Origin of the sequence: Aureliella helgolandensis, assembly GCF_007752135.1 — a bacterium.
Taxonomy (GTDB): domain Bacteria; phylum Planctomycetota; class Planctomycetia; order Pirellulales; family Pirellulaceae; genus Aureliella; species Aureliella helgolandensis.
The window spans coordinates 2,875,748-2,892,895 of the sequence record NZ_CP036298.1; the positions used below are offsets into that span (position 1 = coordinate 2,875,748).

The window sequence follows — 17,148 nt, forward strand, 5'->3', positions numbered from 1 at the left end:
TCCGACCTAAGCTTTCCCCAATTTGGCTTCGGACAGTTGCCGGTAGTAGTCGATGGTTTGCCGCAAGCCTGTTTCCAAGTTCGTTTGGGGCTCAAATCCGAGCAGGCTGCGCGCCAAGGTGATGTCGGCCAAGCTCTCGCGCACGTCGCCAACGCGCGCGGGTTGGAAATCTGGTGTAACCTTCTTACCCAGCAAGTTAGATAGATGTTCCAGCAGCTGAAGCAAGCTAGTTTGTCGCCCCTCCGCCATGTTGATGACCTGTCCGGCCGCTCCGGCTGACTCGGCGGCTAGCAGGTTGCCTTGGACGACGTTTCCAACGTAAATGAAATCGCGTGATTGGCCTCCGTCACCGTAGATCGTTGGCGGTTTGCCACTCAGGATGGCCGTTACGAATAGTGGGATGACGGCCGAATAGGGGCTGGCAGGATCCTGGCGTGGTCCGAAGACATTGAAATAACGCAAGCCAACCGTTTCGAGACCAAAGCTGTGGTAGAAGGCTTGGCAATACAGTTCGCCTGCCAGCTTTGCGGCCGCATAGGGGCTTAAGACTTGGGGGAGATCGGACTCCCGTTTGGCTGTGAAGGGACGGTCACCGTAAGCGCTGCTACTCGCTGCATAGACGACGCGTCGTACCCCCGCTTTAACCGCCTGGTTGAGCACATTGAGTGTCCCGGTTGCGCACGCTTGATGCACTTCAAGCGGCTTCTCGATACTGAGCGGTACTGAAGCTAGGGCGGCCTGATGGAAGACGAGTTCTACGCCTTGCATGGCTTTCGAGACTGCCGCCTCGTCGCAAATATCCCCCTCCACAAACTCGATGTCATCCCAAACGTGTGCCAAGTTGTGTTTGAATCCAGTGCAAAGGTTGTCCAGCACGCGCACCTGATCGCCGCGTTCGACGACTGCAGTGGTGATGTGCGATGCAATAAACCCAGCACCTCCGGTGACTAGTACTTTTGCCATGGGATTTCCAATCTATGCTGCATCAGAAAGAGAGTAATAGGTAAGAGTTGGTTGCGTGCTTGCCAGCGCCGAGCGGCCTCACGATTGGCTGATGGAATCGATTACACCGCGTTGGGTGGGGAGCCATTCGCCGAAGCTTCCCGCAGCGATATGCTTGCGAGCTGCCGACATGAGCTGTTGGTAGAAGGTTAAATTGTGGTGTGTCAGCAGGATGGGACCGAGCATTTCGCCAGCAATGAACAGGTGCCGCAAGTAGGCCCGGCTATGACGGCAGGCTAAGCAGGGGCAAGTTTCATCGATGGGCCGTCGATCATCGGCGTGCTTGGCATTTCGCATGCGCAAGGTGCCCTGCCAAGTAAAGGCTAGTGCATTGCGTCCGTTACGCGTGGGCATTACGCAGTCAAACATGTCGATACCGCGTGCGATTCCTTCTAGCAGATCAATAGGCCGTCCAACGCCCATCAGATACCGAGGTTTGTCGGCAGGCAAGAAGGGGGTGGTGGCAGCAATCATGCGGTACATCTCTGGTGGCGGCTCTCCGACACTCAGCCCGCCTACTGCGTAGCCGTCGAAAGGTAGCTGCGTGAGTCCTTGCGCACTTTCTTGGCGTAGTTCTACATCCAGGCCGCCTTGCACGATGGCAAATTTTGCCTGCTGCTGTCGGCTGGCAACTTCCAAGCAGCGGCTGGCCCATCGCGTGGAACGCTGCATGGCATCACGAACAACCTCGCGTTCGGCAGGCAGGGCCACGACGTGGTCGAGGACCATCGCAATATCGCTTCCCAATCGCTCCTGGATGCGTATCGACTCTTCAGGAGTTAGCTCGAGTTTTCGCCCATCGATATGCGACTGAAAGGTGGCTCCTTGCTCAGTGATCTTGGCGCATTGCGATAGGCTGAAGATCTGAAAGCCACCGCTATCAGTCAAGATGGGACCATCCCAGCCCATGAACTCATGCAGACCGCCCAACCGTTCAACGCGCTCGCTACCGGGGCGCAGCGCCAAGTGGTAGGTATTCCCGAGAATGAGGGATGCCCCGGTCGTCTTTACCTGATCGACGGTCAAGCCTTTGACGGTTCCCAATGTGCCGACGGGCATGAAGACAGGAGTCTCTACCGTCCCGCGTGGAGTATGGAGTTCACCAAATCGAGCAGAAGAGTGGGGATCGCTACCTTGTAGATTGAAGCCAAAGTCCTCAGCCAAAGCGAACTCTCCCTGAGCCTTGCGTATCGAAAACTGCTGTAAAAAATAAAGCGTTCCCGTGAAACGGAAACGCTTTAATGGATTCAATCCGAGCTCTGAATTCTCGCAAGTATCAATCGCCGCGAAGCTTGAGCTCCATGCCTTCGAGCTTCTCGCGAACTTCGTTCAGGCTGGTGACCCCAAAGTTCTTCGACTCTAGCAGGTCATCTCCCGTCTTGCGAATCAACTCCGAAATGGTGTTGATACCCAAGCGAACCATACATTTTCGGGCTCGTACCGAGAGATTAAGGTCTGAAATCGGACGATCCAAGACGGCCTGTTGGTCGGGCGTCATGCCGGAGGTGTCCAACGGTGGATCCGGTTCCCGTTGTTGGTCTGCGAGCTGTCCGAGCGACAAGCCCTTAGACGACAGCATTTCGCGGATCTCAACCAGACTGGTTTCCCCGAAATTCTTGCTAGAGAGCAGTTGCTGCTCGCTGGTTCGCACCAAGTCGCCAAGCGTCTCGACGCCCATTTTCTGCAGGCAATTGCGGCTTCGCACCGACAGCTCGAAATCGTTGACTGAGATACTGAGCAACTGGCTCAAACGCTCTGTCTGACGTGCAGCATCTTCGTCGAAGTGGACGTTGCCAGATGCGGAAGCATCCTTCATGTACAACCGTGCACGAGGGTGGTCTGGGAACACGTCCAGCACGCGTTTGTAGCAGGCTTGGGCTTTCGAAAAATCGTTGCGATCTTCGTAGATAATGCCAAGATTGATCAGGGTGCCGATGTGAGCTGGGAAGCAAGAGGCGGCACGCTCATAGAGCATCAATGCCTCTTCATCGTTCCCCTTGCGATCGTTCTCGCTGGCTAGTCCGAATAACGCACCCGGGTGGTGGTCGTCGTATTGCAAAGCTCGATTGTAGAGTCGCAAGACTTCGTCGAAGTGTCCGTCGCGTACGGCGACCGTTGCACCCCGCTGGTAGTTGTACTCTGCAGTCTGCTCCGCAGGGCCAAAGATATTATCGAGGATGTCCATCGCATCTTGCAGTCGGCTGAGGTATCTCAGTACTTCCGCCGAGGCAATTTGACATTGATCCGCGTCGTAGCCAGCCATCTTGGCCGAGTCGAAGAATTTCAAGGCTTCTTCGTAATGATCGAGTTGGAAGTTGGTTTTGGCCAGATAGTAAAGCGCCAGGGCGCCACCATCGGCATGCGAAAGCGTCTCGCGAGCTTCACTGAATTTTCCAACTAAATACTGACTGACCCCTAAACGAACCGCTTGGGCTGGACTGCGCTCGGTTACTTGCGCAAGCTCGCCTACCGCATCGCGAAGAACGCCAAGTTGGCTGTAATCCTCGGATATGGTTTTGCAGATCTGTTTGATCTCGTTGGGGCCGAAGGATTGGTTGGATACGACCATATCCTTAACATCTAGCACCGGCGCTTCCGTCATCCTGCAATGACTCCTAGGTCTACTGCTGTGAATTTAGATATCGAAGAGCCAGCGGCGGGAGTCGAACCCGCAACCCCCGCATTACGAATGCGGTGCTCTGCCGATTGAAGCTACGCTGGCGACTTAAACCGTAGGTGAGCGGTCACTTAGGGGTGCCAAAATTAAACAGTCCCCAGTTGGTTTGGTCAATAGGATTCGAATTTGCATTCATTGCCACCAGCGTGAATTGCCACCGGTGGGTGGGAAGATCTAACGGATAGATCGATTTTACAACGCTTTTTGAAGCTCCCGGCGCATTTAGGGCTAGAAAAAATTGCCAAAAAAATTTGGTAAAGCAAAAAAAATTGCGACTTTTTTTCCTTAGGCTCCCAGGGCCGCGACTTTTCCATTGCTGTGCACCCCCCCAGGGAGGCGATTGCGGTCCTCCCGTGGCCCACGCGACGTTTGTAGATATTATAAGTGCGGATGATGAATGGTGCGGATGATTTGACGGTGCAGTGTTCGACGGTGGAGGGATTGGCCCGATCGTCAATTGCATGAATTGCAGGCCCTCGACGACTCGCTGCGCTTCCTAGGTTTGCCCCGGCTGTAGAGCATGCACTCTTGTTACTGGCTTTCTGGAGCCGGCGATGTGGGCCGTCGAATACGAATCCTTAGAAATTGATACTTGATTAGCGAGCGATTGTTTGCCATGGAAGCTCCCTCGATTCCCGACTTTTCGCGTGGCGACGGATTACTACCCGCCATCGCCCAGCATCATGAAACCGGACAGGTCCTGATGTTGGCCTGGATGAATCAAGCTGCTTGGGAGGAGACGTTGGCCACCGGCAAGGCGGTGTATTTCAGCCGTAGTCGGGGCAAACTTTGGCGAAAAGGGGAGGAAAGCGGGCATGTGCAAACCGTGCGGGAGATTCGTGTCGATTGCGATGCAGATACAATCCTCCTCAAAGTCGATCAGGTTGGAGCCGCCTGCCATGAGGGGTTCGAAAGTTGCTTTTTCCGAAAGATCGCCAGCAATGGTTCTGCCCAAATTTGCGAAACACGGCTCAAAGAACCCTCCGAAATTTACTCCCACCCAAGCGAGCACGCCACGATGAAAGACTCTCCTAATGCTGAGACGACAACCCCGCGGAATCAACCTTGGATCCGCGGCATCGTTCCGCCTCTGGTCACTCCGCTGCTCGGTCGCGACGAGCTAGACCAAGCCGGTCTGGAACGCTTGCTTGAGCATGTCATTGCCGGGGGAGTGCAGGGAGTTTTTATTCTGGGGACAACCGGCGAAGCACCAAGCCTTAGCTATCGCTTGCGTCGCGAGATGATTGCATCGACCTGCCGATTGGTAGCGGGCAGGGTTCCGGTGTTGGTGGGCATCACCGACACTTCTTTTGTTGAATCGATGAATGTTGCCCGAGTAGCAGCTGAAGCGGGGGCTACTGCGGTCGTGCTCTCCACGCCCTACTATTTCCCCGCGGGACAGACTGAGCTTATTCAGTATGTGGAACACCTTGCCGAAGAGTCGCCCCTGCCAATCATGCTCTACAACATGCCGAGCATGACGAAGGTGCAGTTTGAGATTGAGACGCTCAAAACGCTCTCCACACACAAAAACATCATCGGAGTCAAAGACAGTGGGGGGGACCTTGAATACTTCAAGCAATTGCTTCCGTTGAAAGTCTTGCGCCCAGATTGGTCCATTTTGATCGGTCCAGAACACCTTACGGCGCAGGCGGTAATGTTGGGCGGGGATGGAGGGGTCAATGGCGGTGCTAATATTTTCCCTGCGACCTTTACACAGATTTTCGCCGCTGCCGAGCGCAAGGACATCGAAGCGATGCGCGAGCTGCAAGATCGCATCGAACGCTTGCAGGCCATCTACGACGTCGGCAAGTATGCGAGTCGGTTTATCAAAGCTACCAAGTGTGCGCTTTCAGTACGCGGCATATGTAGCGACTTCATGGCAGAGCCGTTCAACCATTTCTTGGAGCCAGAACGCCAGCGAGTTGCGAGTATTCTGGAGGCTCTCTAAGTTGACCATCGCAATCGCTACAGCCTGCATTTTCAGCGCGAATGGCTTCAGAGGAAATTTCTCAAAAAAATGGACTCCTCCCGAGCGAAGTTAACGTATGTTTCAAATGGCTTAAAAAATATTACCCACTTGGAACTGCATCATGAAGTTTTTAGCGCTCTGCTTCGCATTCACTCTATGCTTGAACAGTCACGCTGCTGAACTGCCTTTCGCAATCAACGCCAAAGCGGTTAATTCCCCTGCGGCGATCCCTGCAGCGACCTACGATCCTGCCCTTTCAGTTGCGGAAAATAATGCGAGGCTCACTGAAGTCGACCCCCACAGCCGATTGTTGCTTGCTTTCGAACTTGAGGGCCAGCAGGTTGTAGCCAGCGAGCTCATTGGAACTCCTGTCCAGTTCACCGTCGATGGACAGGCCTTTGCGGGGCAAATTTCAAGCTTCGAATTTGAGGGTGGAAAGCTTCAGGATTCCACGCTGCGTGTATTCGCGCAGATTAAAAACCGCCAACAAAATGGTGACTGGCTGCTCAAGCATGGTAGGATAGGTGTCATCTCTTTTGGAGCGGAGGCAAACTCCAATCACTAGTGCTGTGTCTGTCACGGACTGATGTGGACCCTACAGCAACTTGACCGTGAGCGTTGTAAAAGACGTTTCACTAGACCGCATCTTCTTGGGCGAAGGAGATGCGGTCTTTCTTTTTAAAGATGCATTGTTGAGATGGCTGCACTGCTGGAGGCAGCGGAAGGGAAGTCCGCCAGCCAATTTTCACTCGGGCGGCGCGTCCTCAACAGCGAATTTCCAAGTGCTGCCTGATTCGAGAGAAAGCGGGGAATCGCTGAGGGCCAACCGCAGTGTTTCTATGGGCATGGAGTGCTGTTGCATGATGGCATCGTGAAACTGGCGATTGGACATCTCACCACTTTGGACGAACTCAGCGTGCATGCGCCGTAGTTGCAAGCCACCGAGCATGTAAGCGGCTTGGTAGAGCGGGCTGTAACCTCCCATAATCGAGCGACGCACTTCCGCTACAGCCGCCGACCTTTCATGCCCCACCCGCTCGACCAGATAGTCGACGCATTCCTCGGGAGTCATCTCTCCCAAGTGGTAGCTCAAGGAGAAGATAATCCGTGCGCAGCGATGCTTGCGCCAGAACAGCATGCCCACGCGATCCTCAGGGCCGTGCGCAAAATCAAGGTCCCATAGGTACATCTCCCAGTACAGGGCCCAGCCCTCCATCCAGAAGGGAGTCGCAAACATTTCGCGATACGGACGATACCGGGCAAGCATATGATATTGCAAATGATGTCCAGGAATTAGTTCATGGTGGACGGTGGCACGCGAAAAATGTTCATTGTTGCTCCGCATGCTCATCAATTTCTCTTCCTGAGTCATCGTGTCGGTGGGAAACGAGACGATGATGGAGTCACCACCTAAGAAATAGGGATTCACACGTTGGCGTTCCGGACTCATCATCAGCATCCGCCAACCGTTGGCAGCCAGTGGTGGCACCGTGATTAAGTCATGAGATTCGAGAAAGCGGATCGCTTCCCACGCAAGATCGTGGATCATCTTGGGTTGTTCCCCTGGGCGGACATGCTTGCTTTTGACGATGTCCATCGCCGCCCGCCAATCGTCGCCGCAACCCAGCTCGGCTGAAGCTTTCGCCATTTGTTGGTCGCACCAAGCCATCTCGCGATGCGCAAGTTCAATCAGTTCCGCGGGATCATGTGCAATCCATTCATGGTCCAGTTCCACTCGCAGCCCCTCTCGTCCAATGGGCAGCCCAATAATCGTTTCCTTGTCCGCATCGGGTACCCCCACCACCTTTTCACGCAAGGCGATGCGATGGCGTTCCACCGCCGTCAATAGGCGGGCAACCGGCTGTTTTGCCCACCAGGAATACTCGGGGTTGTAACCGTCGTAAAACTGGTGCGCCTGGCGAATCTCGCGCGTCAACGATTCAATCAATTCACTCGCCCGCAATGCTGCCAGACGCTGTTGAATCGCCTGCTCACTCTGGTCGAGCACATCCAGCTTGGCAACCTGATCGGCTGCGTGCTCAGCGATTTGAGCTGCCTGGTCGAGTTCTGCGGCAACTTCACTGGCCTCGATGACCTGGACGTCCTCGCGTGCTGTGCAGTAGCGGACGATTGCATCGGCGTAGGGCAGCAGGGCGGCGGCAGCCTCATCTCGCACGCCGTTCAGCTCCAGCATTTTCAACCGATACTCCAGCTCGCTACGTAGCAGTAGGTAGTCGATCTGGCTGGCACGATCCAGGCTGCTAAATTCCCGTTCCGCGAGTCGTTGCTGCCATTGCTCCATGACTTCGCGGCGTAGCGTTCGAGCTACGGGATCCAGTGGAGTGCGATAGCGTTTGTCGAGTGTTTTAAGGTCGGCTGAGCACCGCTCAACCCAGCGTTGGAGCGTCTCTTCATTTTCAGGGGGAAGGATCGTGTCCAGCGCGACGGAGGTTTCCTGGATGGTTTGACCGCACGTACGCGCGCCCTCCCCGTGCCCGGCCGCGCCCCAGGAAAATGCCGCACCAATCATTAGGGTGTGCAGCAGTCGCGGACAAAAACGCTTGGCAGAGGTCATCGGTAGCATTGAGTAAACCTTATTCATGTGGCAAGATCGCGTCAGGAGGCAAGGGAAGACCTCTAGCATCTCCCATTGTAAGTCCGTCACTCCATCGCTGCAGCCTGATCCCCGAGAATTGCTATGCCTTCCGATGCCTTACCGTTTACTGGTTTTCCGTGCGACACAATCGATTTTCTCGCCGATTTGGGAGCGAACAACACTCGGGAATGGTTTTCACTCAACAAAGCCCGCTATGAGCAGAGTTTTCTTGCTCCCTCACTGAAGTTCATCGCAGCCATGGAGAAACCGTTGCAACGCGTGGCGCCCCTGTTAAAAGCCGAGCCCAAGAAGATGGGGGGCTCGCTAATGAGGATCTACAAGGACACGCGTTTTTCCAAAGACAAGACACCGTACAAAACCAATATTGGCATCCATTTTCGCCATCAACTCGGCAAGGATGTGCATTCTCCCGGTGTCTACTTGCACATCGCCCCCGATGGTTGCTTCATGGGTGCTGGCATCTGGCGTCCCGATTCAGCGTCGCTCAGCCTAATTCGAGAGCGCATTCTGCAAGATGAAGCCGCGTGGACACGCATGCGGCGCGGCAAACGGTTTCGCGAGACCTTTGAATTGCACGATGACCGATTGAAAACGGCTCCCCGAGGCATCGACAGATCGCACCCTCAGATCGAAGACCTGCGACTGAAGAGCTTCATTGCAATGGCGCCGCTGAGTCGCCAAGTGATCCAGGGGCCTGAGCTCATCAAGACGCTCACACAGCGCGTGCGAGACGCACAACCTCTGATGCTGTTCCTGGCTGAAGCGCTGGGGCATCCCTATTGATTGGAGCAGCGGCGGCTAACGGAGGATTTGGGCAATGGGAGTCCCATTGTTGCAAATCTTGAAGGGGCGACCGTTGGGAGCAATGAACTCTTCGTCCAGTGGCAAGCCCATGGTAGCGGCGATTGTGGCGTTTAAGTCTTCGGGGTACACGGCATCTTCCTCCACCGAGTGCCCGCGCTCGTCGGATTTGCCATACACCGTACCACCACGAATCCCAGCTCCGCAGAGCAGGGCTGAAAACGCACCTGGGTGGTGATCTCGACCGGCATTCTCGTTAATCGTCGGCGATCTACCAAATTCAGTTGCAAGAACGACCAGGACTTCTCCCAGCATCCCACGGTTGGCCAAATCTCTCAAAAGTGCACCAAGGGCATTGTCGAGATTGGTGACCATGGCGGGAAGGGCATCGTAGATGTCGTTGTGGTGGTCCCAACCTCCATATTGCACCTCGACAAACCGCACTCCACGCTCAACCAATCGACGAGCCAGCAGGCAGCCCTGCCCCAGCGAGTTGTTGCCGTAAAACTCGCGTACTTCTTCCTTTTCTTCCTTGATGTCAAAGGCTTTCAGCTCTGACGAACCCATTAGACGCACCGCCTCGCGATAGGTCTGGTCGTACGCTTCAATCAGGTGGCTCTTGTACTGGGTTCTGAACTTGAGGTCAAATTGATTGGCCAGTGACATGCGTCGGCGAAATTGATCGTCCGCCAAGTAATCTGGGCTGGCCGTGTTCTGCAAGCCCGTCTTGGGATTGTTTACGGGAACTGGTGCGAGAGAGGCGGGGAGGAAGCCAGCTCGTGGATGCTCTGCCGCTGCGCCGATGAGCACATTTCCAGGTAGACTCGTGCCGAGTTTTCCGTGAACGTGATTGGCCCATGCGCCCATGCCGGGATGCCGAATCGAATTGAGAGGTTTATAGCTGGTGCGCATCTGGTAGCAGCCCTGCTCGTGCGCCCCGGTTTCTGTGGTCATGGAGCGGATGAGCGCCATGCCATTCATGAGGTAGGCCAGCTTGGGGAGCTTGTCGGAGAATTCGACGCCTGCCAATCGCGTTTTGGTAGTGGTGGTTTCACCTTGTGCATCCGTGCCCACTTTAGGATCGAAGGTGTCGAGGTGGCTCATGGCCCCGTTCATGTAGAGATAGATAACGTGCTTGGCCGCACCACTGGTCTGCCCACCCGTCTCGGAGGCAGCTGAGCGAGCAAATCCTCCCAGCCCTAGCCCACCGGCGCAGGTGACCCCCAACAAGCCTTGGGTCGTCGCCAAAAATCTACGTCGGGACATGTCTGCATCATTGTTGTTGGCGCATGCTCTTGAACGTTTCATCTCGAAATCCATTTTGCACAAAGAGGTTCTGTCACAGACTTGCTGCACCGTACTTACGCTGCGTTCACTGCGGGACGTTCCGGATCGGCTTACTGCACGAACAAGAATTCACGCGTGTTGATCAATGCCCAAACGACATTCCCGTACCCCATGGCCGCATCGCCCCGCGCCATCTCACGCAGCGCGTAATCTTGATCCCGTTTGGTAGGTTCCCGATTGAGGATCGATAAAAACATCACTCTGAGTGCATCGCGACGGCCGTGGACTCGTTGCAGGTTGTCATGGATGACGGAACCTTCCTCAAGCATCATATGGGTGAAAGGACCGTTAAACATGGTTAGGATTTGCGGGACGGTTGGATCGGTACTGTCACCTTCGATGGTCTCGCGATCACACTGGCCGAATTGGCGGATAAAGTGCTCGGCCGGTAAGGGGCTGGGGAGTTCAGAAGATCGTGCCAGCACCTGCCTGCGGTAGGCTGCGACTCCCAGTAGCTTTGCTTGGGCTTTGGGGCCCAAGCTGTCTTCAAACTTTTTTGCACTCTGTTCAATCTGCTTCGCAGAAACGGTAGAAAGGTCTACTTCGGCAACACTCGCAAACGACTTGGCGTCAGGCAACTGGAAAGTGTAGGGGTTGTAGACGGCAATGGTTAAGATCGAGTCCCAGACTTGTTCCGCGGTCATGCGTCGGAGACTTGGACCATTAAAGTGGTAGAACTCTGCAGCGGAGGGATCGAACGCACTACTGCTGCGCTGGTAAGTTTTGGTGTACAGAATTGTTCGGATGAACTCCTTTTGATTGAATTTCAAGCGAACCATCTCATCGGTGAGGAATTGCAGCAGCTCTTCATTCTGGCAAGGGGAATCGTCGCGAAGATCGTCTACCGGTTCAATTAAGCCTACCCCCATGACCTTCTTCCACAACCGATTGGCAATTGTCTTTGCAAAGCGGGGATTTTCCGCGTCGGTAAGCCACGCAGCGTATTGTTCGCGAGGGGATTGATCCTTGCAAGCCAGTGGGAGCTTTCCCCACAGGACGACGGGATCTACCGTTTGATTGGGTTTGCCATCATCGTATTGATAATCCTGCGGCAATTTCAACTTGGCCTTGGGGTTGAACGATACACGAAATAGGTTGGCCTGCGCCAATAGGTTGGAAGTTCCCTGAAGTCGCGCAGTGGGATCTGCCTTCTTCATTTCGTCGGTGATACGTTGTACTGGATTGCCATTCACAAACGCTGGAGTGTGCCGGTCGTCCCGGGTTTTGACGCCGCTAGTAAATGCGGCCATTTGGTAGAATTCCTTTTGCGTCCAGTGATCGAATGGATGATCGTGGCACTGAGCACAGCCGATCTGCGTTCCCAAGAATACGCGAATCGTATTGTCGACGTGTACTAGGTGCATGCCATTGTCACGCAGCGCATAACCGGCTGCGGGTTGATCCCAGACTTTGCCTTCAGCAGTGAGCATTTCATAGACCCACTCATCATAGGGGCGGTTCTTTCGGAGTTGCTCTTTAATCCAGTCCCGGTAGGCGAAGGCCAGAATGTTGTTTTCGGGACGATCCTTGACCCGTAGGATGGCGGCCCAGTAGTTGTACATGTGGCTTACCGAGGGATAGGACCCTAGCAAGCTGTCCACAACCAGCTCTGCCTTATCGGGCTCGGAGCTCCTGGCATAGTTCACGGTCTCTTGCAATCCTGGAATGGCGCCCACCGTATCCAGGAACACGCGGCGAACAAATGTGTAGTCATCCGCCATGGGGTTGGGAGCAATGCCAACCTGCTTGAGCTTGGCTTCCACCAAAGCATCGATTCGGGCAGCTACAGAGCGGCACTCACTCCGCCGCTGCTCATCGACCGGCGCCACCTCGGGCAAACTTTGGGGCGCCTTTTTGACCGCTTCGGGCAACCCATATCCCTTGAATTGCTGACTCGGTAGCTTGGATTTCTTCTTCTGAGCCAGCGCCGGAGTGGCGAGTAGAAGTAGCCAATAGAAGCACAACCAATAGACATTCAGGCGTCGAAAGCGGAACACAAACCCTCCTGGTTGCTGGCTGTGAATGCCCCCAGCATTTCGGCGGCGGATCTTTACGCGTGGAGCGATACAGTGGCACGGAGTCGTCATAGAACAACACCCTTTCGCTCGGGCTGCAGGTGCAGGCCGCTACAGCTATGTATTTTGATAAGATCTAGGCCGATGAGCCCACCAAAACGGGGCTTCGAAAACTATTTGGATAAGCTGGAGACGATAGACTCCACAAGCTAGAAGCTTACCATATCGCAACCTTTAACTCAACTATATCGGACGTTGATCCCGGGTTAACGCCGAGGAAACTTCCCCAAGCAATGGGATATCCCGCATGAAAGTCCATAACCCGCCAGACTAAACAGAAGTCCGTAGAGAGGAACGAGAAAGCGACCGCCTGTCGTGTACAAGCTTGCTGCCAACAGTGTGCTTAGCATTGGTAGACCCAGGAACCACCAAGCCAGCCTGTCCCGTCTGAGTAGCAGGCAGCATCCGCCAGCTAGAGCAGCCAGCTTCCAGGCTAGGCTCGGCCCAGAATAGGGGTTCCAGTGGGTTGCAATTCTTGCCCATGCCAGGGCAGGAAGCTCAGCTGTGTGATTCCCAATCCACTCGTGGACTTGCCGCCGTGCCGCCCGAGCAACGATTACTTCACGCTGAGTCTCATTCGCGGCACTGTCCAGCGAGCCATCGGCGGCAAGGGCGGTGCGGAGCTGTAACTCCGGTGCAAATTGCCAGTCTCCGCCGGCTTCGAGAGACGCGTCGCAGTAGCCTCCGACCAGGGTAATTGCTCCCTGCGTCCCCAAGGGCATCGGCGCGTGCAAGACGAGCATATTGCGTATCCACCATGGGCCGCAAACCAGGCAGGCAAAGCAGGCGGCCAGCGCAGCGCAGACGAGCCGCCTGCGCCTTGCTCCAGGCACGCTGCAGTAGACCAGGAACGCAACGCCTGGTATCCAGAGAACAAACAGGGAACGGGCTAAAATCATGGTGCCCAGCAGGATGCCTAGCAGCGCACTGCGCCCCACGCATTTCCAAGCACTCAGAACTCCCTGGTCGGTTGTGGCGTTGGGCACGCTGTTGGTAGTGCAGCGGGCGGGGACCACGGGTGGACTTGGTTGCTGCGCCAACAGCCCCACGACAGCGACGACCAACAGTTCGGTAAGCAGCAGCGCAAGAGGCTCGGTGAGAAAGTCCTCGGTGTAGGTCCTGAGAGTGCGATTCGTTGCGTGGATTCCCCAGGTGGAAAGAACTCCCACCATTACCAATGGCATCGAAACGGTGTGGGATAGTAAACGGGCCGTTACCCAGCCAGCCAGCGCCCCGCTGATCGCTAGGCAAGCCGCGAGCAACATGTGAACCGCGGCCAGTCCCATGGCATCACGCCCAATGAACTTGTACAGGCCAGCGATGAGTAGTGGGAACAGGGGAGGGCGGCCGGTTACCGCCAGAGTCCTAGGAGGGGCGTCCAAGTGCAGTTGGTAGAGTTCAGCCTTGGCTACGTAGGGTGCGCGCCACTGAACATCGGACGAATCAAAGACAAACCCCTCTCCTTGCCAAAGATGAAAGGCGAGGTTTTCGTAGTCTAGTCCATCCCCGACCGGCTTGGGTAACTCCCCAAACCATTCGTTCTGGGAGACGAGCAGGAGGTGGAACGGCAGCAGCCAAATCAAGCCAAGACAAAACCACAGCCTGGGCTTACGTGCGAAGGAATCCAGCATGCCGCGGCGAGTCATGGGGCTACTTGCCAGCCCAATAGTCAATCACCATGACTTTCTCGAGGTGAGGCTTGAGCACTTCGACAAAGGCTTGGTGGGCCTCGTGGGGAAGGTAGACTTCACGATCCGCTTCACTTTTAAACGTCACGAGGAAACAGTGCGTGAAACCGTCTTCGAGCCCCTCGGGGCTGTTGTTGGTCCCAAACTCGAAATCGGCAATGACTGGAATCTTTTTGGGCAGTGCGCGGAAGGCGTCTACTACCTTCTGAACGTCTTGTTCCGAAGACGCATCCTTGAATTGGAACATGACCACATGCCGCAAATGCTTCGAATCGCTGCTGTCGGCGGCCACCGGCCGCGTGCTTGTCACCATCAATACCGCTCCTGCAAAAGCAACAATCGCGACTAGGCCTGCATATTTACGAATCGATGGGCAACAAAACATTTCTATTCCAATCCAATCAGTGGGGAGCAATTCGGGAGCTCCCGGCTTATTAGTCCGCAGTGAGTTGGGGGCTATCAAGCGGGGGTACCGAGCCAATTTGTGTGCGACTCAGTATAGCAACTTGTTGGCATTCCACGGATTGGTTTGCGAACTTGATCGTGTCGCGAGTTGGACCGGAGTTCGCAAAATAGCTTGTTGGTAGCGATCGATTCGTGCGACCTAGGCGCGTGCGACCTAGGCCGCTTGGCGACGACTATTTATAAAGCCTCTTAGCGTGGAACCACCAGGGACTTTGGCGGCGGCCATTGCACTCGTCGCATCGCTTGCGGGCTCGGAGCGTTTTTCGGCCTGGCCGGGAGACGCAAACGGCAATAGCGTCTCCCCGGGCTCAACTTGGATCTCTAATTCATTGCGGAGGATGCGGACGCCGGGAGGGGCCTTGACCCCTATGCGGACCTTATCGTTCCCTACGGCGACAATCGTAAGCACGATGTCATCCCCCAAACAGATACATTCCGCAGCGCGGCGCGACAAAATCAACACGTGCGTATCCTCCCTGAACTCAGTGTGTAAAACATGATATGAGATCCGCGGAGCCTCGGGGCAACCTTGCCTCACCGGCCAAAAAATCCCGCCAACCAACCGTTTGGACGCCGACCTCCCTCCCCTACCAATTGCTGCTGGCTAACGTGGTCGGCTACGTTAGCGGCAACCGCCAGCTTCCCGGGCGCGGACGCTGGCTCTCTTGAAAGCCATCGAGCTTTCGCTATCAATTTCTACTTCTACGCGACCAGACCTGCGATCGGGCAATTGGCGGCTCTTCTTCCGAGTGAGTCGTAGAAGAAGATCGAGCCTTTGTTGAAGTCCCAAACAGCAGTCAACCGCACGCTTCGTGGCCCATAGATGCAAAAATAAAACCCACAAGGTTTCCCGTTGCGAACCAAGACCCGTTCGGCCATTTGGAAAGCATCCGTTTCAAGTTGGTTCTTTTCGCAAAGTTCCTCTCGCACGAATTCACGCACGGCTTTGAGTCTGTCACCCTCTTTAATTTGTGACGCCGTCATTTTCCAATCAATCCTTGATGGTTAAGTAGGCAGAATGGGATAGGTTTAACGAGAGCGAGTCTCGACAAACCAAGCTATCGGCGCCTACCATGGCATCAGTTGACCTGGAAGCTTGGGTAAACCCTAGGGATTTAAAATCTCACGATAGGCACGATCTAGAATCTGCACAGTGTGCAAAACCGGAACCTTTTCTAGTTGAACTGGCAGGTGTTTTTCAATCTGCACTAAACATCCAATGTTTCCAGTGACCACGGCCGAAGCACCCGTTGCCAAAATGCTTTGAACCTTGCGCTCCCCCAATTGACTAGCGATTTCCGGCTGCTCAATGTTGTACGTGCCTGCAGAACCACAGCAGGTGTCGGGGTCGGCTAACTCGGCAATTTCCAGACCTGGCACCAGTCGCAGTATCTCCCGCGGTTGGCGACGAACCCCTTGCGCATGAGCTAAATGGCAGGCATCGTGGTAGGCGACCCGCATAGGCCGCTTTAGTGGTGGAATCGGGAGTAGCTCCAACTCGGCCAAGTAAACGGAAATGTCGACCGATTTGGCGGCCAAGGAAATGGCCTTGTCCTCCATGTCAGTTCCCTTTAGCAACAGCGGGTATTCGTGAATGGCGGAACCGCAACCCGCCGCGGTGATGACTAAGCGGTCGACATCGGTCGGAATGGAGCGAATCAGCTCCCGTGCAAATCGCTTCGCGAGTTCTCCCTCCCCGGTGTGCCACGACAACGCACCGCAGCAGCCTTGGCCGGCGGGGATGATCACTTCGATTCCGTTGCGCGCCAAAACACGAACGGCGGCCGCGTTGATGTCCGGCGCCAGGACCTGTTGGGCACAGCCAGCCAACAGGGCGACTCGGCCACGTTGCGTTCCCTCGGCCGCAGTCCGTTGAGGCAGGTCTTGCTTCTTGGGCAGACTGGCGGGCACCATCTCCAACATCGGGCGTAGGGACTTCGGAACTAGCGGGGTGAGCGGACGCGTCAGATTGCCGAAGCGCACTGCCAAGCGAAAGCGGTTCTTGTAGGGCAGTGTCCATTGCACCAGTGTGTTTCGCAAATTCCACTTTCGTTTGCCTTGCTGCTTGACGTGGGCGCGGTAGGAGCTGATCAGATCCCCATACGGTACACCGGAGGGACAGTGCGTCACACAGGCGAGGCACCCCAGGCAGCGATCGATATGGGGTTCCGCCTCCTCCACTGTCAAACTTCCTTCGAGGACCCCTTTCATCAATAGGATTCGACCTCGAGGTGAATCTGCCTCGCTCTCAAGTTGCTGGTAGGTCGGGCAGGCAGGTAAGCAGAAACCGCAGTGCACGCACGTGCTGATCGCTTTGCCCATCGCTTCGCCTTGAGGCCCAAGCTTTGAAGTATCTATTCCGTGCAACATCTTAGGTCGCTTTCCATCCAAATTGGTCGTTCGGTTGATCGGACAGTAAGCACTCTAGGGGGGGCGGGAAGAGCGCAGCCATTTGACTGTCAGAGGTATGCCAGCTAGCATAAACGATAGCCTAGCGAGGCCAC

Annotated in this window: 14 protein-coding genes, 1 tRNA gene and 1 pseudogene; 4 read left to right on the plus strand and 12 right to left on the minus strand. The window is 55.4% G+C overall.

Annotation, left to right across the window (positions count from 1 at the left end):
- Positions 1 to 6: 6 nt before the first annotated feature.
- The 4 genes from Q31a_RS10300 to Q31a_RS10315 all read right to left on the minus strand — a co-directional run bounded on the left by Q31a_RS10300 (position 7) and on the right by Q31a_RS10315 (position 3,724).
- Complete coding sequence (locus tag Q31a_RS10300; RefSeq protein WP_145077243.1) at positions 7 to 963, minus strand: SDR family oxidoreductase; 957 nt, start codon at positions 961 to 963, stop codon at positions 7 to 9.
- 78 nt (positions 964 to 1,041) lie between these two features.
- Positions 1,042 to 2,166: a tRNA guanosine(34) transglycosylase Tgt gene (gene tgt, locus Q31a_RS10305; protein WP_145087092.1), complete on the minus strand. Its 1,125-nt coding sequence runs from the start codon at positions 2,164 to 2,166 to the stop codon at positions 1,042 to 1,044.
- A 112-nt stretch (positions 2,167 to 2,278) separates the two neighbouring features.
- Entirely contained in the window at positions 2,279 to 3,604 is a 1,326-nt protein-coding gene (locus Q31a_RS10310; protein WP_145077245.1) for a DNA-directed RNA polymerase subunit alpha C-terminal domain-containing protein, read from the minus strand.
- 46 nt (positions 3,605 to 3,650) lie between these two features.
- Positions 3,651 to 3,724, minus strand: a tRNA-Thr gene (locus Q31a_RS10315).
- A 571-nt stretch (positions 3,725 to 4,295) separates the two neighbouring features.
- On the opposite strand from Q31a_RS10315, the pseudogene hisI reads away from it, so the two are divergent.
- The 3 genes and pseudogenes from hisI to Q31a_RS10330 all read left to right on the plus strand — a co-directional run.
- A pseudogene (hisI, locus tag Q31a_RS10320) lies at positions 4,296 to 4,652 on the plus strand (phosphoribosyl-AMP cyclohydrolase); the annotation flags it as partial.
- A 45-nt stretch (positions 4,653 to 4,697) separates the two neighbouring features.
- Positions 4,698 to 5,630: a dihydrodipicolinate synthase family protein gene (locus tag Q31a_RS10325; protein WP_145087095.1), complete on the plus strand. Its 933-nt coding sequence runs from the start codon at positions 4,698 to 4,700 to the stop codon at positions 5,628 to 5,630.
- 142 nt (positions 5,631 to 5,772) lie between these two features.
- Positions 5,773 to 6,216 carry a hypothetical protein gene (locus Q31a_RS10330; RefSeq protein ID WP_145077248.1) on the plus strand — a complete coding sequence of 148 codons (444 nt, stop codon included), beginning with the start codon at positions 5,773 to 5,775 and terminating at the stop codon, positions 6,214 to 6,216.
- Positions 6,217 to 6,396: 180 nt separating this feature from the next.
- On the opposite strand, the gene Q31a_RS10335 is transcribed toward Q31a_RS10330, so the two are convergent.
- Positions 6,397 to 8,235, minus strand: a complete 1,839-nt coding sequence (locus tag Q31a_RS10335; RefSeq protein ID WP_197356620.1) for a DUF885 family protein — start codon at positions 8,233 to 8,235, stop codon at positions 6,397 to 6,399.
- 114 nt (positions 8,236 to 8,349) lie between these two features.
- Between Q31a_RS10335 and Q31a_RS10340 the strand changes: the two genes are divergently transcribed.
- Positions 8,350 to 9,051, plus strand: a complete 702-nt coding sequence (locus Q31a_RS10340; RefSeq protein WP_145077252.1) for a DUF2461 domain-containing protein — start codon at positions 8,350 to 8,352, stop codon at positions 9,049 to 9,051.
- A gap of 15 nt (positions 9,052 to 9,066) precedes the next feature.
- On the opposite strand, the gene Q31a_RS10345 is transcribed toward Q31a_RS10340, so the two are convergent.
- The 7 genes from Q31a_RS10345 to Q31a_RS10375 form a co-directional block, all read right to left on the minus strand.
- Positions 9,067 to 10,377, minus strand: coding sequence for a DUF1501 domain-containing protein (locus tag Q31a_RS10345; protein WP_231691138.1), 1,311 nt, complete (start codon positions 10,375 to 10,377; stop codon positions 9,067 to 9,069).
- An 89-nt stretch (positions 10,378 to 10,466) separates the two neighbouring features.
- Positions 10,467 to 12,503 carry a DUF1549 and DUF1553 domain-containing protein gene (locus Q31a_RS10350; RefSeq protein WP_145077254.1) on the minus strand — a complete coding sequence of 679 codons (2,037 nt, stop codon included), beginning with the start codon at positions 12,501 to 12,503 and terminating at the stop codon, positions 10,467 to 10,469.
- 194 nt (positions 12,504 to 12,697) lie between these two features.
- On the minus strand, positions 12,698 to 14,137 hold the full coding sequence (locus tag Q31a_RS10355) for a hypothetical protein (protein WP_145077256.1): 1,440 nt from the start codon (positions 14,135 to 14,137) through the stop codon (positions 12,698 to 12,700).
- A gap of 4 nt (positions 14,138 to 14,141) precedes the next feature.
- A complete protein-coding gene (locus tag Q31a_RS10360) occupies positions 14,142 to 14,492 on the minus strand; it encodes a Dabb family protein (protein WP_391575330.1) in 351 nt (116 codons plus the stop codon).
- A gap of 306 nt (positions 14,493 to 14,798) precedes the next feature.
- Entirely contained in the window at positions 14,799 to 15,107 is a 309-nt protein-coding gene (locus tag Q31a_RS10365) for a carbon storage regulator (protein WP_145077260.1), read from the minus strand.
- A 239-nt stretch (positions 15,108 to 15,346) separates the two neighbouring features.
- Positions 15,347 to 15,628, minus strand: a complete 282-nt coding sequence (locus Q31a_RS10370; protein WP_231691139.1) for a hypothetical protein — start codon at positions 15,626 to 15,628, stop codon at positions 15,347 to 15,349.
- Positions 15,629 to 15,751: 123 nt separating this feature from the next.
- Positions 15,752 to 17,014 carry a (Fe-S)-binding protein gene (locus Q31a_RS10375; protein ID WP_145077262.1) on the minus strand — a complete coding sequence of 421 codons (1,263 nt, stop codon included), beginning with the start codon at positions 17,012 to 17,014 and terminating at the stop codon, positions 15,752 to 15,754.
- Between the last annotated feature and the right edge of the window lie 134 nt (positions 17,015 to 17,148).

Bases quoted from the DNA above. Each gene is read 5' to 3' on its own strand.
- Q31a_RS10355 (WP_145077256.1), bottom strand. From the start codon at position 14,137: ATGACTCGCCGCGGCATGCTGGATTCCTTCGCACGTAAGCCCAGGCTG.
- Q31a_RS10300 (WP_145077243.1), bottom strand. From the start codon at position 963: ATGGCAAAAGTACTAGTCACCGGAGGTGCTGGGTTTATTGCATCGCAC.
- Q31a_RS10345 (WP_231691138.1), bottom strand. From the start codon at position 10,377: ATGAAACGTTCAAGAGCATGCGCCAACAACAATGATGCAGACATGTCC.
- Q31a_RS10375 (WP_145077262.1), bottom strand. From the start codon at position 17,014: ATGTTGCACGGAATAGATACTTCAAAGCTTGGGCCTCAAGGCGAAGCG.
- Q31a_RS10330 (WP_145077248.1), top strand. From the start codon at position 5,773: ATGAAGTTTTTAGCGCTCTGCTTCGCATTCACTCTATGCTTGAACAGT.
- Q31a_RS10360 (WP_391575330.1), bottom strand. From the start codon at position 14,492: ATGGTGACAAGCACGCGGCCGGTGGCCGCCGACAGCAGCGATTCGAAG.
- Q31a_RS10340 (WP_145077252.1), top strand. From the start codon at position 8,350: ATGCCTTCCGATGCCTTACCGTTTACTGGTTTTCCGTGCGACACAATC.
- Q31a_RS10325 (WP_145087095.1), top strand. From the start codon at position 4,698: ATGAAAGACTCTCCTAATGCTGAGACGACAACCCCGCGGAATCAACCT.
- Q31a_RS10370 (WP_231691139.1), bottom strand. From the start codon at position 15,628: ATGACGGCGTCACAAATTAAAGAGGGTGACAGACTCAAAGCCGTGCGT.
- Q31a_RS10335 (WP_197356620.1), bottom strand. From the start codon at position 8,235: ATGCTACCGATGACCTCTGCCAAGCGTTTTTGTCCGCGACTGCTGCAC.
- Q31a_RS10350 (WP_145077254.1), bottom strand. From the start codon at position 12,503: ATGACGACTCCGTGCCACTGTATCGCTCCACGCGTAAAGATCCGCCGC.
- Q31a_RS10310 (WP_145077245.1), bottom strand. From the start codon at position 3,604: ATGACGGAAGCGCCGGTGCTAGATGTTAAGGATATGGTCGTATCCAAC.